This is a genomic window from Alphaproteobacteria bacterium, from assembly GCA_017308135.1.
Classification (GTDB): Bacteria; Pseudomonadota; Alphaproteobacteria; order CACIAM-22H2; family CACIAM-22H2; genus Tagaea.
Map to the genome: position 1 here is coordinate 561395 of JAFKFM010000008.1, position 20267 is coordinate 581661.

19 protein-coding genes are annotated in these 20267 nt (G+C 63.8%); 7 read left to right on the top strand and 12 right to left on the bottom strand.

Annotation, left to right across the window (positions count from 1 at the left end; translation table 11 throughout):
* Positions 1 to 3: 3 nt before the first annotated feature.
* The 9 genes from J0H39_10980 to J0H39_11020 all read right to left on the bottom strand — a co-directional run bounded on the left by J0H39_10980 (position 4) and on the right by J0H39_11020 (position 10295).
* A complete protein-coding gene (locus J0H39_10980; protein MBN9497265.1) occupies positions 4 to 993 on the bottom strand; it encodes an ATP-binding cassette domain-containing protein in 990 nt (329 codons plus the stop codon).
* Positions 990 to 2003 (bottom strand): ABC transporter ATP-binding protein, encoded by a 1014-nt coding sequence (locus J0H39_10985; protein ID MBN9497266.1) that lies wholly within the window; start codon positions 2001 to 2003, stop codon positions 990 to 992. The genes J0H39_10980 and J0H39_10985 overlap by 4 nt, the downstream gene beginning before the upstream one ends.
* Positions 2000 to 2866 (bottom strand): ABC transporter permease, encoded by an 867-nt coding sequence (locus J0H39_10990; protein ID MBN9497267.1) that lies wholly within the window; start codon positions 2864 to 2866, stop codon positions 2000 to 2002. Before J0H39_10990 ends, J0H39_10985 begins: the two co-directional genes overlap by 4 nt.
* Positions 2863 to 3837: an ABC transporter permease gene (locus tag J0H39_10995; GenBank protein ID MBN9497268.1), complete on the bottom strand. Its 975-nt coding sequence runs from the start codon at positions 3835 to 3837 to the stop codon at positions 2863 to 2865. Before J0H39_10995 ends, J0H39_10990 begins: the two co-directional genes overlap by 4 nt.
* Positions 3837 to 5438, bottom strand: coding sequence for an ABC transporter substrate-binding protein (locus J0H39_11000; GenBank protein ID MBN9497269.1), 1602 nt, complete (start codon positions 5436 to 5438; stop codon positions 3837 to 3839). The genes J0H39_10995 and J0H39_11000 overlap by 1 nt, the downstream gene beginning before the upstream one ends.
* A gap of 24 nt (positions 5439 to 5462) precedes the next feature.
* Positions 5463 to 6584, bottom strand: coding sequence for a mandelate racemase/muconate lactonizing enzyme family protein (locus J0H39_11005; GenBank protein ID MBN9497270.1), 1122 nt, complete (start codon positions 6582 to 6584; stop codon positions 5463 to 5465).
* Positions 6581 to 7759, bottom strand: coding sequence for a mandelate racemase (locus tag J0H39_11010; protein MBN9497271.1), 1179 nt, complete (start codon positions 7757 to 7759; stop codon positions 6581 to 6583). Before J0H39_11010 ends, J0H39_11005 begins: the two co-directional genes overlap by 4 nt.
* A 383-nt stretch (positions 7760 to 8142) precedes the next feature.
* Complete coding sequence (locus J0H39_11015) at positions 8143 to 8661, bottom strand: hypothetical protein (protein ID MBN9497272.1); 519 nt, start codon at positions 8659 to 8661, stop codon at positions 8143 to 8145.
* A 20-nt stretch (positions 8662 to 8681) separates the two neighbouring features.
* Entirely contained in the window at positions 8682 to 10295 is a 1614-nt protein-coding gene (locus tag J0H39_11020) for a GMC family oxidoreductase N-terminal domain-containing protein (GenBank protein ID MBN9497273.1), read from the bottom strand.
* Positions 10296 to 10448: 153 nt separating this feature from the next.
* Here J0H39_11020 and J0H39_11025 point away from each other — a divergent pair, with 153 nt between their 5' ends.
* The 7 genes from J0H39_11025 (at position 10449) to J0H39_11055 (ending at position 17909) form a co-directional block, all read left to right on the top strand.
* Complete coding sequence (locus J0H39_11025; protein MBN9497274.1) at positions 10449 to 11876, top strand: NAD(P)/FAD-dependent oxidoreductase; 1428 nt, start codon at positions 10449 to 10451, stop codon at positions 11874 to 11876.
* A gap of 186 nt (positions 11877 to 12062) precedes the next feature.
* On the top strand, positions 12063 to 13064 hold the full coding sequence (locus J0H39_11030; protein ID MBN9497275.1) for a D-2-hydroxyacid dehydrogenase: 1002 nt from the start codon (positions 12063 to 12065) through the stop codon (positions 13062 to 13064).
* 3 nt (positions 13065 to 13067) lie between these two features.
* Positions 13068 to 14015: an ABC transporter permease gene (locus J0H39_11035; GenBank protein ID MBN9497276.1), complete on the top strand. Its 948-nt coding sequence runs from the start codon at positions 13068 to 13070 to the stop codon at positions 14013 to 14015.
* Complete coding sequence (locus J0H39_11040) at positions 14012 to 14884, top strand: ABC transporter permease (protein MBN9497277.1); 873 nt, start codon at positions 14012 to 14014, stop codon at positions 14882 to 14884. The genes J0H39_11035 and J0H39_11040 overlap by 4 nt, the downstream gene beginning before the upstream one ends.
* Before the next feature lie 46 nt (positions 14885 to 14930).
* The gene (locus tag J0H39_11045; protein MBN9497278.1) at positions 14931 to 16004 is read left to right on the top strand and encodes an extracellular solute-binding protein; all 1074 of its coding nucleotides are present in this window, start codon (positions 14931 to 14933) and stop codon (positions 16002 to 16004) included.
* 33 nt (positions 16005 to 16037) lie between these two features.
* Entirely contained in the window at positions 16038 to 17105 is a 1068-nt protein-coding gene (locus J0H39_11050; protein MBN9497279.1) for an ABC transporter ATP-binding protein, read from the top strand.
* 24 nt (positions 17106 to 17129) lie between these two features.
* A complete protein-coding gene (locus tag J0H39_11055) occupies positions 17130 to 17909 on the top strand; it encodes a class II aldolase/adducin family protein (protein ID MBN9497280.1) in 780 nt (259 codons plus the stop codon).
* On the opposite strand, the gene J0H39_11060 is transcribed toward J0H39_11055, so the two are convergent.
* Genes J0H39_11060 through J0H39_11070 form a run of 3 tightly spaced genes read right to left on the bottom strand, consistent with a single transcriptional unit; the run spans position 17899 to position 20215 of the window.
* Positions 17899 to 19299: an amidase gene (locus tag J0H39_11060; protein ID MBN9497281.1), complete on the bottom strand. Its 1401-nt coding sequence runs from the start codon at positions 19297 to 19299 to the stop codon at positions 17899 to 17901. The two genes, J0H39_11055 and J0H39_11060, sit on opposite strands and share 11 nt — an antisense overlap.
* Complete coding sequence (locus J0H39_11065) at positions 19296 to 19490, bottom strand: hypothetical protein (GenBank protein MBN9497282.1); 195 nt, start codon at positions 19488 to 19490, stop codon at positions 19296 to 19298. The genes J0H39_11060 and J0H39_11065 overlap by 4 nt, the downstream gene beginning before the upstream one ends.
* Positions 19487 to 20215 (bottom strand): aspartate/glutamate racemase family protein, encoded by a 729-nt coding sequence (locus tag J0H39_11070; protein MBN9497283.1) that lies wholly within the window; start codon positions 20213 to 20215, stop codon positions 19487 to 19489. Before J0H39_11070 ends, J0H39_11065 begins: the two co-directional genes overlap by 4 nt.
* Between the last annotated feature and the right edge of the window lie 52 nt (positions 20216 to 20267).

The window sequence follows — 20267 nt, forward strand, 5'->3', positions numbered from 1 at the left end:
ATCTCAATCGACCGGAATGGGCGACGGCTTGGCGAAATGGCACGCGACGGCATGCCCAGGCGCCGCGACGTTCAGCGCCGGATCGACTTTTCGGCAAATATCCTGCGCGATCGGGCAGCGCGGATGGAATCGGCAGCCCGACGGCACGCGCGCGGGGCTCGGCACGTCGCCGGTCAGCACGATCCGCTTGTTGCGCCGCTGCGGATCGGGAACGGGTGCGGCCGAGATCAGCGCTTGCGTATAAGGATGATGCGGCCGGGCGAACAAGCTGTCCTTGTCCGCAAGCTCGACGATTCGGCCGAGATACATCACCGCCACGCGCCGTGCGATGTGCCGCACGACCGCCAGATCGTGCGCGACGATCAGATAGGCGATGCCGAGCTTCGCCTGCAGATCCTGCAGCAGATTGATGACCTGGCTTTGCACCGACACGTCGAGCGCGGAAACGGGCTCGTCCGCGACGACGAGTTTGGGATTGAGCGCGATGCCGCGCGCGATACCGATGCGTTGACGCTGCCCGCCGGAGAATTGATGCGGGAACCGATCGATATGCCCGGCATTGAGGCCGACTTGTTCCAGCAATTCGACCACGCGGTCCTTCAATTCCGCGCGCGTGCGGCACACGCCATGCGCCTGAAGCGGCTCGCCGACGATGTCCAAGATGCGCTCGCGCGGACTGAGCGAGGCGAAAGGATCCTGGAACACGATCTGGAAATGGCGCCGCGCCTCGCGCAACTCGGCCGCCCCCAGCGACGCGAGATCGACGCCGTCGAATATGATCCGGCCCGATGTCGGGTCGAGCAAGCGCACGACCATCCGCGCCGTCGTCGTCTTGCCGCAGCCGGACTCGCCGACCAGCGCCAGCGTTTCGCCATGCGCCATCGCGAAGGAGACTTTATCGACCGCGTGGATTCCCGCGCGGCCGCCCAGCAATCCGCCGCCGCCATAGACTTTGGAAACGTCTTGAACGTCGAGAAGCGGTGCGGCACTCATCGCACGCCCTCCGCCGGTGCCACGAACCCGATTTGCCGCCAGCACATCGTGGCGCCACCGTCTGACGTGGAAAACGATGCCGGCTCGCGCGTTCTGCAGATATCGCGGACCTGATCGCAACGCGGATTGAACCGGCATCCCGTCGGGCGCTCCAAAGGATTGGGCACGGCGCCGGGAATCTGCTCCAGCCGATCGCGCGGATCGTCCAGACGCGGGATCGAGCGCAGCAAGCCTTCCGTATAAGGATGCGCGGGCTGCGCGAAGATCGCATTCACCTCGCGCTGTTCGACGATCCGGCCCGCATACATGACCAATACCTCGTCCGCGATCTCCGCGACCACGCCCAGATCGTGCGTGATCATCACGATGGCGGTCGACAACCGGCCCCGCAGATTGCGCAGCAGATCCAGGATCTGCGCCTGGATCGTGACGTCCAGCGCCGTCGTCGGCTCGTCGGCGATCAGCAGTTTCGGTTCGCAAGCCAGCGCCATCGCGATCATCACGCGTTGACGCATCCCGCCGGACAATTCGTGCGGATAATTGTCCGCGCGGCGTTCCGGATCGGGGATGCCGACCAGCGCCAGCGCATCGACCGCTTGGCGGCGCGACGCACGGCGGCCGAGATTCATATGCAGCTGGATCGCTTCGGCGATCTGATCGCCGACCGGAAAGACCGGATTGAGCGACGTCATCGGTTCCTGGAACACCATCGCGAGTTCCCGGCCCCGGCGGCGCTGCATCTCCGCCTGCGACAGCCGCGCGATATCCACGCCGTCGAGCAGCACCGACCCGCTCGCAATGCGGCCGTTAGGTTCGGCCAGCAACCGCATGACGGCGAGCGCGGTGACGCTCTTGCCCGACCCGGACTCGCCGACGATGCCCACGCAGCCGCCGCGCGGCACATCGAAACTGATGTCGTCGACCGCGCGGATCGTGCCCGACCGCGTCGCGAATTCGACGACGAGATTGCGGACCGACAGGATCGGCCCCTGCCCCGCGACGTTGCTCATTCCCGCGACTCCGGATCGAGGATGTCGCGGATCGCGTCGCCCACCATGTTGAAGGCGAGCACGCAGGCGGTGACCGCAAGCCCGGCGGTCACGACCGACCACGGCGAAACCAAAATTTCCGTCAAACCGTCACGGATGATGTTGCCCCAGCTCGGCGACGGCGGCTGCGTGCCGAGGCCCAGGAAGCTGAGCGTCGCTTCGATGCGGATCGCGGTCGCGACCCAGAGCGTGGCGACGACGACCAACGGGCCTGAGATGTTCGGCAGAACATGACGCAGCAGGATGCGCCACGGCTTCTGCCCGGCGGCGATCGCGGCATCGATATAGGGCTCGGCCTTGATCGACATCGTGGAGGCGCGGGCCACGCGGATGAAGCGCGGCAGGAACGCGAAAGCGATCGCGACGACGAGATTCGAGAAACCCGGCCCGAGCGCGGCCGCGATCATGATGCCGATCAACAAGGCCGGGAACGCCATCAGCACGTCGCTGATGCGGCCGGTGATTCGATCGACGATGCCGCCGAAGTAGCCCGCCAGCATGCCGATGATCGTACCGAATACACCGGCAAGCAGCGGCGCCGTGATGCCCAGCGCCAGCGACGGGCGCGCGCCGTGCAGCACGCGCGACAGGATATCGCGGCCGAAACGGTCTGTGCCGAACCAATTGGCGTCCGACGGCGCGCGGCTCATCATCAGGATGTTCTGCTTCAGCGGATCGTAGGGCGCGATCCACGGCGCCAAGATCGCCATCGTAACGAACAGCGCGATGACCACGACGCCGATCAGCGTCACAGGCTGACGGATGAAGTCGCGCCAGGGATTGCTGGCGATCGCGACCGGGGTCGCGGCGGGTGCGGCACTCATCGGCCGGTTCTCCGCAAGCGCGGGTCGATCAAAATGTAGATGAGATCCATCGCGAAATTCACACCGACGACGAACATGGCGAAAACGAGGAGCGTTGCTTGAACCGTCGGGTAATCGCGCGACGAGATCGCGTTGACCAGCACGCTGCCCACGCCCGGCCGCGCGAAAACGAGCTCGATCGCGATCGAACCGGACAGCATCGTCAGAATGTAAATGCCGAAGCCCGTGACGACCGGGATCAGGGCGTTACGCAAAGCGTGCTTGTAGATGACGTAACGCTCGGGCACGCCTTTGGCGCGGGCGGTGCGCACATAGTCGCGCCGCAGAACTTCGAGCAGCGCCGAACGCGTCAGACGGCTGGTGAAAGCGGCCATGATGAAGCCCAAGGTCATCGCCGGCAGCACAAGATGCTTCACGCGGTCGGCGAAATCCGTGCCGCCGCCCATGATCGGCAGCAGATCGAGTTTGAGGCCGAAGACGATTAGAATCAGCGCGCCCAGGAAGAAATCGGGGATGCAGAACCCCGCAAGCGCGAGGAACCGCGCGGCGTAGTCGACCGCGCCGCCGCGCCGCGTGGCCGAGACGACGCCCGTCGGCACGCCGATCGCCATGCCGATCGCCATTGCCGCCAGCGACAGCTCGATCGTGTAGGGAAGATTGGTCGCCAGCATCCGCGCGATGCTTTGCCCCGAGATCAGCGAGGTGCCGAGATCGAGTGTCGCGATATTCACGAAGAACTGGATGAATTGCTGCCACAACGGCTTGTCGAGCCCGAACCGCTCCCGAAAGATTTGGAGCTGTTCGGGACTCGCATTGTCGCCGAGTGCGGTCACCGCCGGATCGCCCGGCAGCACCCGCATCGCCACGAACACGAAGCAGAGCACGAGAAACACCGTGATCAGCGCGTCGGCGATGCGGGCGGCCGGAACGAGACGTCCGTACTTTCCCAGGCGGGCGATGACCGATCCCATCACGAGACGAAGCGCGCCTTCGCCAGACGGTAACGCGCATAACCCGCCTTCACGTCGAAGCCGAGCTGCAGACGCGGATTGCGCGCGTAGACGAAGCCCAGCGTGCAGATCGTGAAGGCCGGCAGATCGGTCAGGATCTTGAGCTCCGCGTCCCGGACCAGATTCTGGCGGCGTTCCAGATTGGGCTCGGCCATCGCGGCATTGAGCAGATCGTCGACGCCCTTGCCGCCGATCGAACCGTAATGGCTATAGTTCTTGTTGCCCTTCCCGTCCGTGCGGACCTCGGCGGCGCTGTGATAATAGGCCATCGGGATCTGCGTCGAGACCGGCGCGAAGGTTTCCGAATGCAGGACGACGGCGTTGACGTCCTTGTCCTTCTCGGAATGGTAGGTGGTATGGTCGATCGTGCGGATCGACATATCGACGCCGATCGACCGCCACATGTCCTGCACCATCAGCATGATCGAGGAATAATCCTCGCGCTGCGTCATGATGATCTCGAATTTGAAGCCGTTGCCGAGGCCGGCTTCATTCAGCAGCGCCTTGGCCTTGCGCGGATCGTGGTGATAGCGCAGTTCCTCCGGCAGCTCGTTCTCCTTGAAGCCGCCGGGGAAGTCGGGCGGATTGATGCCCCAGGCAGCACCCGCCATGCCGCCGAAGGCCTTGACCAGGATGTTGCGGTCGATGCCGTAGCGCAGCGCCTTGCGCACGCGGATATCGTCGAAGGGCTTGCGGCCCATATTGAAGAAGAAGGTGTTGATGCTGCCCGGCATCGTCTGGTCGATGATGACGTCCGCCTTCTGGCGCTTGATCTGGTCGACCCAGCCCGGCAGGCGCGCGCCCTCGATGATATCGAGATCGCCCTTGATGAAGGCGAGCGTGCGCGCCGTGGGATCGGCCATGTAGCGGATTTCGATCTGTTCGATCGCGGGCTTGCCGCCGTGATACTTGTCGAACGCCTTCAACACGACGCCGCGATCGGGATCGATGCGGTCGAACTCGTAAGCGCCGGTTCCGACCGGATTGCGCGCGAAGGCTTCGGGCGTCGACTTTTCGGCGGCCGCGCGCGACACGATCGAGCCAATCAGCGAGATCAGGCCCGAGGCGTGGAAGGTCGGGTTGGGAATCTTAAGCGTGAAGCGGACGCGATACTTGTCGACGGCTTCCACGCTATCGACGTCCGACAGATAGATGCGTTGCGGCGAACCCCATTTCGGGTCGAGCATCGTTTCGTAGGTGTATTTGACGTCGTCCGACGTCATTTCGCCGAAGCCTTTGTGGAACTGCACGCCTTCGCGAAGCTTCAGCGTCCAGGTCTTGCTGTCGGCCGACACGTCCCAGCTTTCGGCGAGCGAACGCACGACCTTGTCGGCCGACAATTCGAACGTGCCGTCGGGCGGATCGAGCAGCGCGTCGAAAACCTGCCGCGACGAGAACTGGTCGGCATTCTGCACGCTGCGACGCGGATCGAGCGAGAACACGTTGGTCGCCGAGACGGCCACGCGCACCGGCCGGGCCTGGGCGGCGGCCGTGCCGCCGGTTGCCGCAACGAGCACGGACGCGGCCGCGGCTTTGATAACGTCACGCCGAGTTGCCTTCATGATTTCCTCCCAATTTGCTTTTGATTAGATCGGCCGCACGAGCGGCGCGAGTTTGGCTTCGTCGAGAACCAGCCCGAGCCCCGGATCGGCGCCGAGCTTGATGAGTCCCTTGTCGATACGCGGAAACTTGGAGAACACGGCGCTTTGCCGGTCGCTTTGATCGTTGAGTTCGCAGGGTTGCGTCGATTGGAACTGCGCCGCGACGAAATGGAGATTGGCGGCGTGCCCGATGGCGGGCTGCGTTTGGTGCGGCACGAGATCGACGCCATGCGCAAGCGCGAGCGCCTTGCACTCCAGCATGCCCGTGAAGCCGCCCATCTTGATGATATCCGGTTGCACGATCGACACGCCCGCGTCGATCAACGCCGCCACGTCCTGCAGCGTATAACTTTGTTCGCCCGCCGAAACGGGGATGTCGAGTTTGCGCGAAACCGTTTCGAGCGCCTCGAGATGATAGTGCTCGACCGGTTCCTCGAACCAAGTATAGCCCTCGTCCTCGAGGATGCGGCCAATACGGATCGCCGTGCCGACCGAGTAGCCGTTGCTGGCGTCGAAGGCCAAGCGCATCGAAGCACCCAGATGCCGGCGCGCGGCGCGAAGCTTCGCGATATCGCCGTCGACGTCGCGATCGCGTTCGCCGCGCCCGTGTTCCATCCGGATTTTGATCAAGGCCGGGCCGTCTTGCATGCGCTTGTCGATCGCACGCAGCATGTCGTCGACCGAGACTTTGCCAAGGCCGCCAATCGACCCGTAAAACGGCAATTCCTTGCGCCAAGCGCCGCCGAGCAGCGCATAGATCGGCCGCCCGACGATTTTGCCTTTGAGATCCCAGAGCGCGATATCGAGGGCCGCGAGCCCCGCCGTGACGATGCCGTGCGGCCCCAACTTCATCGCCTTGTTGAGCGCGCGCTGATAGATGACCGCCGTGTCGAAAGGGTCGGCGCCGATCAGGTCGGGCGCCACGTAGCCGGATAGGAACGACAGCGACAACGCGCTGTCGAGCATCGGCGAGGCTTCGCCAAGCCCGGCGCGCCCGGCCTTGTCGCGCACGCGCACCCAGGAGCTGCGCGCGGGGAATTGTTTGGGCCCGGACCATTCGACGTGGAAACACTCGATGGCGGCGATCTCGCATCCGTGGGTCGTCATGCGGCGAGCCTGTGTTCGTAGGTTTCGAGCGTTTGGCGCTCGATGTAATCCCAGTCGTATTTCACGCCGAGGCCCGGCCCCGTCGGAACGGGGAAGCACCCGTCGGCGCTCACCGCGTCGAGCTTGTCCGAATAGCCGCAGACGTAAAAATCGCCGGTGAAGCAGCCGCGCGACGGGCCGACCATCGACAATTCGTAGTAGTTGCTGTTGCGGATCGCCGACATGCAGGCGCGTTGCGCGGGGCCGGGCGCGTGCAACTCGACATCCAGGCCCAGCGCTTCGGCCAGATGCGCGATCTTCATCGCGCCCGTGATGCCCATGTCGAAATCGGGATCGGCACGCACGAAATCCGTGCCGTCGGCCAGGATAAGATTGGCCATCGCTTCGGGGCCGCGCACATGCTCGCCGATCAGCAGCGGCGTGCGAATCATTTCGCGCAGGCGGCGATGGGCGTGTGCTGCCAATCCGCCCTCGCCCATCGGGTCTTCGTACCAATAGAAATTCGCGTCGTCGCAAGCGCGTCCCACATCCAGCGCGTCGGCGAATGTCCGCAGATAGCAACCGGGATCGAGCATGAAGCGCATCTTGTCGCCCAGCGACTTGCCCAGCAGGCGCACGTTGCGCGATTCGATCGCCGGATCGCCGTCCTTCCAGCCATGCACCTTGAAGGCGCGATAGCCCATCTCGAAACATTCCTGCGCGAAGGCGACGTAATGCTCGGGCTGGTCCAGGCCGCCGCCCTCGCCGCCATGCCAGGTGCTGGCATAGGCCGGTAAACGGCCGCGGCTGCCGCCGAGAAGTTCGCTCACCGAACAGCCCAAACGCTTGCCGGCGAGATCCCATAGCGCGCTGTCGAAGACGCCCACGCCCATGCGGTCGGTTTTGCGCAGGTCGCGCTTCATATCCTCGTAGAAGCGCTCGCGCTCGAAACAGCCATAGCCCGGCATCTTGCGCGCCACGATGCGGGCCTGACCGAACATCGTGTCGTTCCCGCCGACATATTCGCCCACGGCGCCATCGGCGGTCCAAAGCCGCACGGCCAAGCGCACCCGCTTGCTGCGCGCGCCGGGCAAATCGATGCCGTCGGCCACGTTTTCCATTGGGAAGGAAAAGATGCGCAGCTCGACGCGCTCGATAACCGTCTCTGGGGCGGGCGTTTCCCGAATGGCGCTCATTGCCGTGAATTATTGTTTATCGATTATCGATTTATAGGTTTAGGCAAAGAGTCTGTCAACCTGTTTTGGCCCATGATTGCGCAAATTCGCTCACAAAACCCCAGGCGCGGCTTGAACATCCATTTTTGAGACTGCCGAGGATCGAGCGCCCGCGCGACGCCTGCGATGCAAACGCTCGCCTCGCGCCGCCCGAGCGAGCGCGCTATCGCAAAGCCACATCTCTGGGACGTTCGCCGCCGACGACGCTTCGACTCATTCCCGATCGCGAAGCGGCCAGCATCCAGCAGTTATCGTCTTCGTCACCGACGGCACGCCAACTTTTGCAATTGTTATTTAATATTTAAATATTCCATTTTTATCGCCGACTATCAGCTTCTCAATGCTTAAAGAGACGCTGATAATTTGTTGCGGAGTTCGAGCGCTTCGGACTCATTGTTGCCAATATTCAAGCGAATTATCGGGTGATCGGCGTTCTTCGTCGTGAGCCATAGCTGCCATTTTTCTTTATCTGCAAGAATATTGCGCTCATCGATTTCCAAAGAATCGAACCGCTTGGCTTCGATCTGAGCGATATCGGCGAAATCAAGCTCGAGCACTTTTACGGCGTCGCTATCGCCTTGGATCGGCCCGACCACAAACATCGTTCCGGAACTTTCGTCGACCAGAAGCGCTGGTCGGCTCGGCACTTCAAACGCAAATGGCCCTTTTTCGGACCTAAGCTGTTCAAGCGCCGCCTCGATCGCATTCGATTGTCGCCGATATCGAAAAACATATGCGATCACCAATGCCGGTAGGACGACAAACAACAGCAGCAAAAAGTAGGTGCTAAGTACGTTCTTGCCGATCAACGCCGCCATAGCGCCAAAGACGATGGTGCCTCCGGCGAAATAAAACAGCCTCATCTCCCCTCTATCCCCGTGCGTCAAACCGGACCTCCCGTATTGCGCGTTCCCAAAATGAAATCCGCCGCTCGTTCACCGATCATCATTGTCGGCGCGTTTAGATTCGAGCTCGCGATCGTCGGCATGACCGACGCGTCGGCGACGCGCAATGCGTCGATCCCCCTCACCCGCAAACGTGAATCGACAACGGCGCTGGCGTCCTCGCCCATACGGCACGTGCCGCAAGGGTGATAGGATGTCGACGCCGCACGGGCGATATAGGCATCGAGTTCGGCCGACGATCGCGGAATCTCCGCCGGCTCGACAAGATGCGCGCGATACGGCGCGAAGGCCGGGCGGATCATCGTATCCATCGCCATCTCGAAAGCGCGCCGCATCGCGACGCGATCGTATTCGTTCGACAGATACGCGGGATCGATCGCGGGCGCTCGGGCGGGATCGGCCGAACGCAACCGCAACCTGCCGCGCGATCTCGGGCGGCTCGGCTCCGCGATGACCTTGAAGCCGTGGTGGCCTTTGACCGGCGCGCCGTCCTTCATCAGAACGGGAAAGAAATGGAGTTGCGTATCGGGCCGCGTCAGTTCCGGCCGCGAGCGCAGAAACGCACCCGTCTGTAAAACCGGTTTCGCTGCGATTCCGCGCTTAAACAAAAACCAATCCGCACCCGCGCGCAGCATGCGGTGCGGGGCCATCAACGCATTATACGAAACGGGAAGCGGCGTTTCGAATTGGATGCCGATATGGAGATGGTCGTGTAAGTTCTCGCCCACACCGGGCAGATCGTGCACGGGCCGCGCCCCGATCCGGGAGAGCGCGTCCGCCGGACCGATCCCCGATAGCATCAGAAGCTGCGGCGAGCCGAAGACGCCGCCGCAAATGACGACCTCCTGCCGCGCCGCGAGCCTTCGCGTTTCGCCGCCGAGCGCAATCTCGATCCCGGCGGCACGGCCTTTCACGATCGCGATCCGCGTCGTCAAGGCACCGGTCAGGATCGACAGATTGCCGCGCGCGCGAACCGGATCGAGATAGGCTTGGGCAGCGCTCGCGCGCGTACCTTTGTTGACGTTGATGTCAAAGACGCAAAACCCTTCCCGGCTTGCGCCGTTGATATCCTCGGCGAACGGATGGCCGGCTTCGCGCCCGGCTCGCAAAAAGGCGCGCGCGAGTTCGCCTAGCGGGCCGGCGGGATGGACGTGAACGGGGCCTTCCCGACCGCGCAGAGCGGTCGCGGGTCCGTGGAAATTCTCCAAGCGTTTGAACACGGGCGCCACGTCTTCGAAGCGCCAGCCTGGCGCGCCGTTCGCCGCCCAATCGTCGTAATCGCCCGGATGGCCGGTCGCGAACACCATGCCGTTGATCGACGACGATCCGCCGAGCACGCGGCCGCGCGGATGCGCGATCCGCCGTCCGTCTAAATTCGGTTGCGGCTCCGTCAGGTACTCGACCGCGAAAGGCGTCGCGCCGCGAAACACGCCGCGCGCGGCGATCGGCATTCGCAGTTTCCAACTGCCGCCGCGCGGACCGTTCTCGACGAGCAGCACCTCGCAGGCCGGATCCGCCGACAGCCGGTTCGCGATCGCGCATCCGGCCGACCCGGCGCCGACGACGATGTAGTCGAAACTGTCGCGGCGCATCCCGCGGCCCTCCATACCGGCGGATCTTGCAAGCCACGGTCCAGATAGCGGCGTCAAAAAAACTGAACGCCGCTCATGAAAACATGAATCGACAAGGCCGTTCCGGCGGCGGCACGAATGATGCTTGGCGGACGTCGATATCGGAGGCGCCGCATGGATCTAGACGAACTGGAACGACGCATCCGTTTGGAACTCGAGTTCCTCGACTATCCGAACCGCCGATGGATGCCGGCCCACCCGCCGGGGCCGACGCCGAGCTTCGACGTCGTCATCGTCGGCGGCGGCCAAAGCGGATTGGCCGCGGCGTTCGGCTTGCTGCGCGAAAAAGTCGACAACATCATTGTGCTCGACCGCAATCCGCGCGGCAGCGAAGGTCCATGGACCAATTTCGCGCGCATGCCCACATTGCGCACGCCCAAACAATCGAGCGGCCTGGATTTCGGCATGCCGAATCTCACGCCGCGCGCGTGGTTCGAGGCGCGGTTCGGCCGGCCGGCATGGGACGAGATGACCAAGTTTCCGCGCGAAACCTGGCAGGAATATCTCGTCTGGTATCGCCGCGTTCTAGACCTGCCGGTGCGCAACGACGTCGAGGTTACGCTGTTGCGACCGCAGGGAAATTCGATCCTGGTCGAAACCCGCGATGGCGCCGCAATCCGGGCGCGCAAAGTGATCCTCGCCACGGGCATCGAAGGCGGCGGGCGCTGGTTTATTCCCAATCTCGTCGCGGGCTTGCCGAAGGACAAATACGCCCACACCGCCGACCGGATCGATTTCGCGGCACTGCGCGGCAAGCGCGTGGGCGTGCTGGGTGCCGGCGCATCCGCGTTCGACAACGCGTTCGTGGCGCTCAACACCGGTGCGGCGAGCGTGGATCTATGTTTCCGCCAACCGGATCTTCCGCGCATCAACCACAAGCGCTGGATTGAATACTCGGGCTTCGTCGCGTTCTACGCCGACCTGCCCCCGCTCGAGCGCTGGATGTTCAGCCGCCAGATTCAGCGCATGCGTGCCCCCCCGCCGCAAGACACCGTGTGGCGCTGCACGTCGCATGCGAATTTCGCCATGCATGCCGGGGCGGCCTGGCTCGACGCGGAAATGCGGGGCGAAACCGTCGCAATTCGCACGCCGAAGGGATTGTTCGAGTTCGATTTTCTGATCCTCGGCACCGGCCTGATCAGCGACCCGCATTGCCGGCCCGAGCTTACCTTGATCGCCGACGATATCGCGCTGTGGCGCGATCGCTTCACCCCTCCGCCGGGCGAGGAGGACGAACAACTCGCGAGCGAGGCCTATCTCGGCCCCGCCTTCGAATACCAGGAGAAGACGCCCGGCACGGCACCTTATCTGCGGCACATCCACAACTTCACCGCCGGCGCCAATATCAGTATGGGCCACGCGGCCGCGTCGATCTCGGGCATGAAATACGGCACGCCGCGTTTGGTTGCCGGTGTGCTGCGCAACCTTTTCCTGGAGGACTCCGCGCGCCATCTCGACGACCTCGTCCGCTACGACGATCCGGAAGTCGTCACCACGACGCCGCCGGATGGGTTCGTGGCGAACATACCGTCCAAAAAATAAACGATAGCCGTCGATCCTGCCCCGAATCAGGCAATTACAAGCCTCATACCATCATGATAAATCGAGTAAATCCGAAAATTGCATTATGAATTACCGATGGCATAACGCTTGCTATCTCATTTGTATGCCGCCCGTTTCCTTCCCTTCGCCGGCACGTCGTACGCAACGCCTGCAAAGGCCGACGGCATGAATTTGCGCGTTACCGTGCATGTCGACAACTCGGCGCAAGCGATCGCCGCGCGCTGCGCCGGACTGCAAGGTGCGGCCGTCGTCGTCGAGAACGATCCCGCGGCGATGCCGGCCCATCTCGCGCGCTCCGAAATCCTGATCACGCAAAACAGCCGCTACACCGCGACGATCGCCAGCGCTTGCGCCGCGTCGCCGACGTTGCGGATGATTCAATCCGTCTCCTCGGGCGCCGATGCTTTCACGCGCCACGGCGTGCGGCCGGGGTTGCGCCTTTCCACCAGCGGCGACATCTGGGCGCCGACCGTCGCCGAACACGCGATGGCGTTGCTGCTCGCCCTCGCCCGCCAAGTCCCGCGCCTCGAACGCCAACGCCAACGTGCGGCCTGGGATCGCCCGGGCTTGGGCGCGGACATGGTTTCGCTAACCGGCAATAATCTGCTGGTCGTGGGTTTGGGCGCCATCGGTCGTGCCGTCGCCGGCCTTGCGAAGGCCTTCGGCATGCGTGTCGCGGGCATCGCCAGCCGCACACGCGAACCGGCGGCGCACGAGAACGTGGAACGGATCGCCGGGACCGACGCATTGCGCGCCGAACTCGCCCAAGCCGATGCGATCGTATTGGCGCTCCCGCTCTCCCCTGCGACGCGACATCTGATCGGTCGTGACGAACTCGCCGTTTTGAAGCCCGGCGCGTTTCTGGTGAACGTGGCGCGCGGAGAGATTGTCGATCAAGCGGCCCTGGTCGATGCCATGAGGGCCGGTCGTCCGCGCGGCTTCGCGACCGACGTGGCGGCCGAAGAACCCTTGCCCGCGTCGAGCCCGCTTTGGGTGTTCGAGAACGCGATCATCTCGCCGCATGTCGCGGGCTACGACGACGGCAAGGTCGGCAAGCAGCTGGCCGCACTTTGCGTCGCGAACATCGAACGCTGGCGCGCGGGCCAGGAACTCGCGAATGAAGTTCCGCCTTCCGCTCCGGCCTTTTTCGCACCGGCGGGAGCCTAGTTCATGCCGACCGACATCGCCGCCCCGCGCGCACCCCGCTTCAAACCGCTCAACTTCGCCTTCCTGCGGCGCAAAGCGACGCCGGGCGACGAAGGCGACAGCCGCGTCTGGGCGTTGATGCTGGTCCCGTCGCTGATCGTGTTCGTCGTTCTGCTGGTCGCATCGCTCGGCCTATTCATCGAAGGCAGCCTGCATCGCGATCTCGGTTACGGCCGCACCGGCACCGAATGGGAGATCTCGAACTATCTGCGCGTCTTCACCGATTCATTCTATCTCAAATGCCTGTGGATCACGGTGAAGGTCTCGGCGATGGCGACGATCGGCACGATGCTGCTCGCTTTCCCCGTCGCCTACGTGATCGCGCGTTTGCGCTCGCGCTGGGCGATGCTGCTGCTGGCGGGCATCGTCGCGTCGACCTTCATCACCATCGTGATCAAGGTGTTCGGGCTGATGATCCTGTTCGCCAGCAACGGCTTCATGAACCGCACGCTCTTGGCGCTGGGAATCGTGGGCGAGCCGGTCGTCCTTCTCGGCTCGGAAGGCGGCGTCGTCGTCGGTCTGATGCAATTCACGCTCGGCTTCGCCGTCCTACTGCTCTACAGCGTTGTGCAGACGATACCACGCTCCTACGAGGAAGCCGCGCAAGCGCTGGGCGCCAACCGCTTGCGCGTCGCGCGTCGCGTGTTGCTGCCGCTCTGCCTGCCGGGCATCTCCGTCGGCGGATTAATGATCTTCAACATGTGCATGGGGGCCTTCACCTCGGCGGCGCTGATCGGCGGCGGCAAGGTCATGACGCTGCCGATCCTGATCCAGCGCACGATCATGATGGAGGTGAAATACTCCATGGCCGCCACGCTCGCCGCGTTGCTGCTATTCGCGGTCATCGCCGTCAATCTGCTCTCGATCTTCCTGATGCGCCGGATGCGCGCGGGCCGAAAGGTGATCGCATGATCTCCAAATCGCCGTTCAAGCGCCTGTGGTGGCGCCTGGAAACGCCGGTCGGCCAGACCCTGCTGTGGTCGGTGGTCGTGTTCGCCTATCTGTTCCTCCACGCTCCGACCATCATCGTGATGGGTGCTTCGCTCAACGCGTCGTCGCAATACGGCGCCATTTCCTTTCCGCCGACGAGTTTCACGCTCGCGCGCTATTGGGAAATTCCGGCCTCGCAATTCCATTCGATCCTGTTGAGCCTGAAGCTTGCCTTCCTGTCCGCGACCGTCGGCGTCGTTCTGGGCGTACCTGCCGCCTTCGGTCTGGTGCGCAGCCGCCTGCCGGGCAAGGGCCTCCTGGCCGCGATTTTCCGGGCACCCTTGCAAATCCCGACCGTCGTCATCGGCATCACGTTTCTGCAACTCGTCTACGCCGTCGGCGACGCGCTCGACCTCGACCTATCGGGCAGTTTCGTCGGCCTCGCCGTCGCGCATTGCTTCGTCGCGACCCCGTACGTCGTCGGCACGGTCACGGCGATCCTGCAACGCTTCGACGGAAGATTGGAAGAAGCGGCGGCGAGCCTTGGGGCCACGCCCCTGCGCACGTTCCGGCGCGTGACGCTGCCGCTCATCATGCCCGGTCTCTACGCCGGTGCGCTTTACGCCTTCATGGTGTCGTTCGGCGACGTGCCGATTTCGATCTTCCTGTCGGCCCCTGGCTACATGACCTATCCGGTCGAGATATTCATGGGGCTCGAACAGAATTTCAGCCCCACGATCCTGGCCTCGGCCACGCTCGTCATCATCTTCTGCTTCGCCTTGATGCTGCTCGTCCAACGCGTGGTCGGTCTCGAGACCTTGCTGCGGATCGGCGGCACCGGGCGTCGCTGATCGCCGCTCTCCCCTTTTCCCGCACCCAACGACGAGGAGTCCCAAGATGCCATCGATACTCGGTAACTTCCTCCGCCTTTCCGCAGCTGCGTTTGCCGTCGCCACACTCGCCGCTTCGCCGCTGTCGGCGCAACAACGCTTCGACGGCGTGACCCTGCGCGTCGCCACGTTCGGCGGCGTGTGGCGCGACATCATGGATAAGGAATTGTCGCCGAAATTTGCGGCGCTCGGCGGCAAGCTGGAATTCATCACCGGCAGTCCGCAGGTGAACTTCGCCAAGCTGATCGCCGCGCGCGGCCGGCCGCCCTTCGACGTGATGGAAATCCTCGACGCGCAAACCGGCGATTTCGCCAAGACCGACTTCCTGCTCCCGATCGACTACTCCAAAATTCCGAATGGGCAGTATCTGAGCGATTTCCAGAAGCAAAAAATGCTCATCGCCTCTTGGGCGACGCAGGAAGGCATTTGCTACAACGTCGACAAGTACAAGGAACTCGGCCTTCCCGCGCCGACGACCTACAAGGATCTCGCCAATCCCGCACTGGTCGGCAAGGTCATGATCCCCGACATCAATTCGGGCGGTGGGCTGGCCGGGTTCGGCGCGATGGCCTACGCCGCCGGCGGCGACGAGAAGAACGTGGCACCCGGCGTCGAACTGATCAAGAGCCTCAAGACGCTGAAGTTCTGGGCGCAGGGCGATCAAGTCGTATTGTCGTTCCAAAGCGGGGATATCGTCGCCGCTGTGGCGCATACCGGCTGGTGCTTGCGCACGTTCAAGCAAGGCCAGCCCGTCGCGGCCGTGCATCCGACGATCAATGCGAAAACAACCGGCGTGTCGAAGGACGGCTGGCTCGGCGTCATCAAGGGCACGCCCAACGAAGCGGCCGCCACTTGGTTCCTGAACCAGTATGTCGATGCGGACTATCAGCTCACGTTCTCGATCGTCGGCGGCGTCGTGCCCGTCAATACCAAGGCGATCCAACGGATGGGCGAAGATCCGGTCTTCGCGAAGATGATGCAGCTAAAGCCCGAGCAAATGGCCCAGCAGCTTCATATCGACTACACGAAGGTGAACATCCCCGAATGGGTCGATCAATGGAACCGCATGGTCGTGAAGTGAACGGCGGCACACGAAACACGGCGGTATAGCGACATGGCAAGCGTCACGCTCCGCGGCGTCTCCAAATCCTACGGCGACGTCGCGGCTCTCGAACCGCTCGATCTGGAGATCAAGCAGGGCGAATTCGTCACCCTGCTGGGTCCTTCGGGTTGCGGCAAGACCACGACGCTGCGGCTGATCGCCGGCTTCCTGAAGCCGACGCAAGGCCGCATCGTGTTCGGCGGCGACGACGTGACCGAACTTCCGCCGCATCGGCGGGAGTTCGGCATGGTCTTTCAGGACTATGCGCTGTTCCCCCACATGACTATCGGCGAGAACATCGCCTTCGGCTTGGTGGAACGCGGCCGGCCGAAAGCCGAGATCGACGCGCGCGTGCACGAATTGTTGCAACTGATCCAGCTGAAGGACGTCGAGAAGCGTTACCCGACCGAACTCAGCGGCGGCCAGCAGCAGCGCGTGGCCGTCGCCCGCGCGGTCGCGCATTCGCCGCAGGTTTTGCTGATGGACGAACCGCTGGGGGCGCTCGATCTCAAACTGCGCGAGTCGATGCAGTACGAAATCCGCTCTATCCAGCAACGCATCGGTATCACCACGGTCTACGTGACCCACGACCAGACCGAGGCGATGAACATGTCCGATCGCATCGCCGTGATGAACAAAGGCCGCCTGGAACAGATCGGCAGCGGCGTCGACATCTATCAGCGCCCGAGCACGCGTTTCGTCGCCGACTTCATCGGTCAGATCAATCTCGTGCCCGCGATCACAGCCGGTCCGGGACTGGAAACGTCGAATGTCACGATCGCCGGCCGCGACGCGCGCATCGCCAAAACGATGATGCCCGGCTTGCCCATCACGATCGGCATTCGCCCCGAGCAGATCGCATTACGGCGCGCGGACGAAGCGATCGCATCGGACGACAACGCGCTACCGGGTAAAGTCGCGTCGCGCCAATTCTCCGGCAACGTGATGAAAATCTGGGTCGATGTCGGCCTCGACGAACCGATCCTGCTCGACTTTCCGCCGCGCGCAGCACCGCCGGAGCCGGGCGACGCCGTCGCGGTCAGTTGGCCGGTCGAGGGTGCGGTCGTGCTGCCGGAGTAACGACGAATATCGGGGGGAGCGCAAATGAGCAAGATGGACACGGAATCCTATCTCGCCGAAGGTAATATGACCGACGCCGAATGGCAAACGCGGCTGGAACTTGCCGCGAGCTATCGCCTGATGGCGCATTTCGGCTTCCACGACATGACCTACAACCATCTGTCGGCGCGCATCCCCGATGCGCCCGATCGATTCCTGATCAAAGGCGAAGATCAGCTGTTCGAGCAAGTCACCGCCTCGAATCTCGTACTCTACGATTCGGCCGGGCGCAAACTGCGCCCCTCGCCGCACAAGGTGGCGCCGGGCGGGCTCGTCATCCATGGCGGTATTCTCGAAGCGCGGCCCGACATTCAAGCCGTGTTCCATGTCCACACACCCGCGAATATGGGCGTGGCCGCGCAGAAATGCGGACTTCTGATGGTGTCGCAGCATTCGCTGCTGTTCCACAACCGCATCGGCTATCACGACTTCAAGGGCTTCGAGTTCGACATGGAGGGCCGCGACCGGCTGGTCGCCGATCTGGGCCCGCATCTGTGCATGATCATGCGCAATCACGGCGTCCTCGCCTGCGGGCGCACCGTGCCGGAAGCCTATTTCCTGCACCATTATCTCGAAATGGCGTGCCGCGCGCAGATCGCGGCGCTGTCCGCCGGCGGGCCGGAATCGTTGATCCTGCCGTCGGACGAGATTTGCGAGCATGGCGCGCAGCAAATGGCGCGGCGCGGTGTGGTCACCGCCGAAGGCCGCGATTGGCGCGCGCTCTACGCTTTCGCCGAAAAAGCGATCCCGGAATTCAAGCTTTAGGCGACGGCAACAGACCGGTCGCGCGCTGATAGGCGTTCGCGGCGGCGAGCAGCGTCGCCTCGGCGAAAGGCGGCCCCATGAATTGGAATGCCAGCGGCAAACCCGACCGCGCCAGGCCGCAAGGCACGCTGATCGCCGGCGTGCCGAGATAATTCGCCGCCCGCGTGAACCGCGCCGCACGGGTGAACATCGTTTCGACCGCGCCGGAATCGTCGGTCGTCATCGCCGCGATGCTTGGCGCCGGCCCCGGCGTGACGGGGGCAAGGACGATATCCGCCGTTCGGCGATAAAGGGCCGCGACATGCGTTTCGAGCAGGGCCCCGCGCAACGCCAACGCCTCGATATAGCGCGTCGCGGGAATCAGCAGGCCTTCCTGGATCACGCTACGCGCCGAGAATCCGATCCCATCGGGATCTTCGCGCAGGCGCTTGCCGTGCAATGCCGCCGCTTCGCATTTCACCAGCACTTGCTGCAGATCGTTCAGCAACGCGACATCGGGAATCGCGACGGAAACGATCTTGGCGCCCAATCCGCCCAGCACGCCGATAACGGTATCGATCGAACGCGCCGTTTCGTCGTCGATCTCCGCATAGGGACCGTCGAGGGCAATGCCGATCGTCAGGCCGCTCAGATCGGAACGTCCGGCAAGGATGGCGGCATAGTCCGGAACCGGCATATCGGCGGTGGTGGGATCGCGCTTATCGCGCCCGGCGACGACCGACAGCAGCAAAGCGCAATCGGCGGCATCGCGCGCCAGCGGGCCCGTGCTGTCCATCGACCAACTGCGCGCCAATGTCGCGTGGCGACTGACCCGGCCATAGGTCGGTTTCAAACCGATCACGCCGCAGAAGGCGGCCGGTAGACGGATCGACCCGCCCGCATCCGACCCCAAACTCGCCGGTACCAGCCCGGCGGCGACCGATGCGGCCGAGCCGCTCGACGATCCGCCCGCGATATGATCGAGCGCGTAGGGATTGGCGCAGCGCTTGTAATGTTCGTTGATGCCGGTGCCACCCGCGGCAAGCTCGTCCATGTTCAAGGCGCCGATCGGAACGGCACCGGCGGCGATCAGCTTTTCCAGCACATGCGCGGTCTCGTTCGCCACGACGTCGGGCGGGATCGTGCCCGCCGTCGCGCGATAGCCCGCGCGGCGGAAGATGTCCTTATAAGCGAAGGGCACGCCATGCAGCTTGCCGCGCAACCGGCCCGAAGCGCGCTCGCGATCGCGTTCGTCGGCCATCGCCAAAGCGGCATCGCGATCGACCGACAGAAACGCGCCGAGTTGCGCATCAGCCAGATCGATCCGGCGCAAAGTCGCTTCGACCGCGTCGCGCGCGGAGCGCTCGCCCCGCGCGATCGCGCCGGCCGTTGCGACAAGGCCGGAACTCATCCGGCGTCGTTCCGGCGCAGCGCCGCCAGCGTGTGGAGATAGGTCGCCGGATCGGCCAGCGTTGCATGACGATCGGCGGCTGCGCACGTCGTATCATTGAGGCGCCTTGCGACCGCCGAAAGTTGCGCCGCGCGATCCGGCGTCACCGTCACGCCCTGCTCTTGCGTCAAACGCGCGGCGATGTCGGTCACTGCAACTCGCGGAACAACCGCCCCCAGCCTTTAACCAGCTTGGGATCGATCCCCGCCGTCTTCAGTGCCTTCCAAACGACGACCGAGATACTGTCGAGGATCGGCAGATCGATCTCGCGCTCCAATTCCTCGGCGAGCGGCGCCCCCATCAGATTGGTGCACAGCACCGTGATCGCCTGCGGGCGATCCTTGGCGACTTCGCGGGTCATGCGCGCGATCTCCGCCGGCTCGACCTCCGCGAACGCAAAGTTTCGCGAGATGCCGCAATGGCGCTCCGACACGACCTCGATCCCCGACGCCGCGAAGGTCGCCATGATCTTGGCCTGCACGTCGTCGATATAGGGCGAGACGAGGCCAAGGCGCGTCACACCCATCGCATTCAGAATCTCGACCAGCGCCAGCACCGAGGTGACCGCCTTGATACCCGTCGCCGCCTCGATCTCGCTGCACAAAGTCTCGTCGCGCTCGAAACCGAGCCAGCTCGCCGAGGTGCCGTTCCAGCCGATCACATCGACCTGCGCATCGGCCAGCAGCTTCGCGGCGGCGATCATCGGCGTCGTCTCGAACTGGCGCTGCGAACGTTCGCCCAGCGAAATCTCCGTCACCTCGAAGCGGCCGAAATGGGCGGTGACGCCCGGCAACCCGCGCAGCATTTCCGCGCAGACGGGCTCCAGCACCGTGTTCGAGGATGGCGTGAGCATGCCGATCCGGATCGGTTTGTTCATGGCGACGGTTTCTCCGACGTCCCGGCCGCGCCGGGGTGCCTTTTCGTTGTTG

Bases quoted from the DNA above. Each gene is read 5' to 3' on its own strand.
- J0H39_10980 (MBN9497265.1), bottom strand. From the start codon at position 993: ATGAGTGCCGCACCGCTTCTCGACGTTCAAGACGTTTCCAAAGTCTAT.
- J0H39_10985 (MBN9497266.1), bottom strand. From the start codon at position 2,003: ATGAGCAACGTCGCGGGGCAGGGGCCGATCCTGTCGGTCCGCAATCTC.
- J0H39_10990 (MBN9497267.1), bottom strand. From the start codon at position 2,866: ATGAGTGCCGCACCCGCCGCGACCCCGGTCGCGATCGCCAGCAATCCC.
- J0H39_10995 (MBN9497268.1), bottom strand. From the start codon at position 3,837: ATGGGATCGGTCATCGCCCGCCTGGGAAAGTACGGACGTCTCGTTCCG.
- J0H39_11000 (MBN9497269.1), bottom strand. From the start codon at position 5,438: ATGAAGGCAACTCGGCGTGACGTTATCAAAGCCGCGGCCGCGTCCGTG.
- J0H39_11005 (MBN9497270.1), bottom strand. From the start codon at position 6,584: ATGACGACCCACGGATGCGAGATCGCCGCCATCGAGTGTTTCCACGTC.
- J0H39_11010 (MBN9497271.1), bottom strand. From the start codon at position 7,759: ATGAGCGCCATTCGGGAAACGCCCGCCCCAGAGACGGTTATCGAGCGC.
- J0H39_11015 (MBN9497272.1), bottom strand. From the start codon at position 8,661: ATGAGGCTGTTTTATTTCGCCGGAGGCACCATCGTCTTTGGCGCTATG.
- J0H39_11020 (MBN9497273.1), bottom strand. From the start codon at position 10,295: ATGCGCCGCGACAGTTTCGACTACATCGTCGTCGGCGCCGGGTCGGCC.
- J0H39_11025 (MBN9497274.1), top strand. From the start codon at position 10,449: ATGGATCTAGACGAACTGGAACGACGCATCCGTTTGGAACTCGAGTTC.
- J0H39_11030 (MBN9497275.1), top strand. From the start codon at position 12,063: ATGAATTTGCGCGTTACCGTGCATGTCGACAACTCGGCGCAAGCGATC.
- J0H39_11035 (MBN9497276.1), top strand. From the start codon at position 13,068: ATGCCGACCGACATCGCCGCCCCGCGCGCACCCCGCTTCAAACCGCTC.
- J0H39_11040 (MBN9497277.1), top strand. From the start codon at position 14,012: ATGATCTCCAAATCGCCGTTCAAGCGCCTGTGGTGGCGCCTGGAAACG.
- J0H39_11045 (MBN9497278.1), top strand. From the start codon at position 14,931: ATGCCATCGATACTCGGTAACTTCCTCCGCCTTTCCGCAGCTGCGTTT.
- J0H39_11050 (MBN9497279.1), top strand. From the start codon at position 16,038: ATGGCAAGCGTCACGCTCCGCGGCGTCTCCAAATCCTACGGCGACGTC.
- J0H39_11055 (MBN9497280.1), top strand. From the start codon at position 17,130: ATGAGCAAGATGGACACGGAATCCTATCTCGCCGAAGGTAATATGACC.
- J0H39_11060 (MBN9497281.1), bottom strand. From the start codon at position 19,299: ATGAGTTCCGGCCTTGTCGCAACGGCCGGCGCGATCGCGCGGGGCGAG.
- J0H39_11070 (MBN9497283.1), bottom strand. From the start codon at position 20,215: ATGAACAAACCGATCCGGATCGGCATGCTCACGCCATCCTCGAACACG.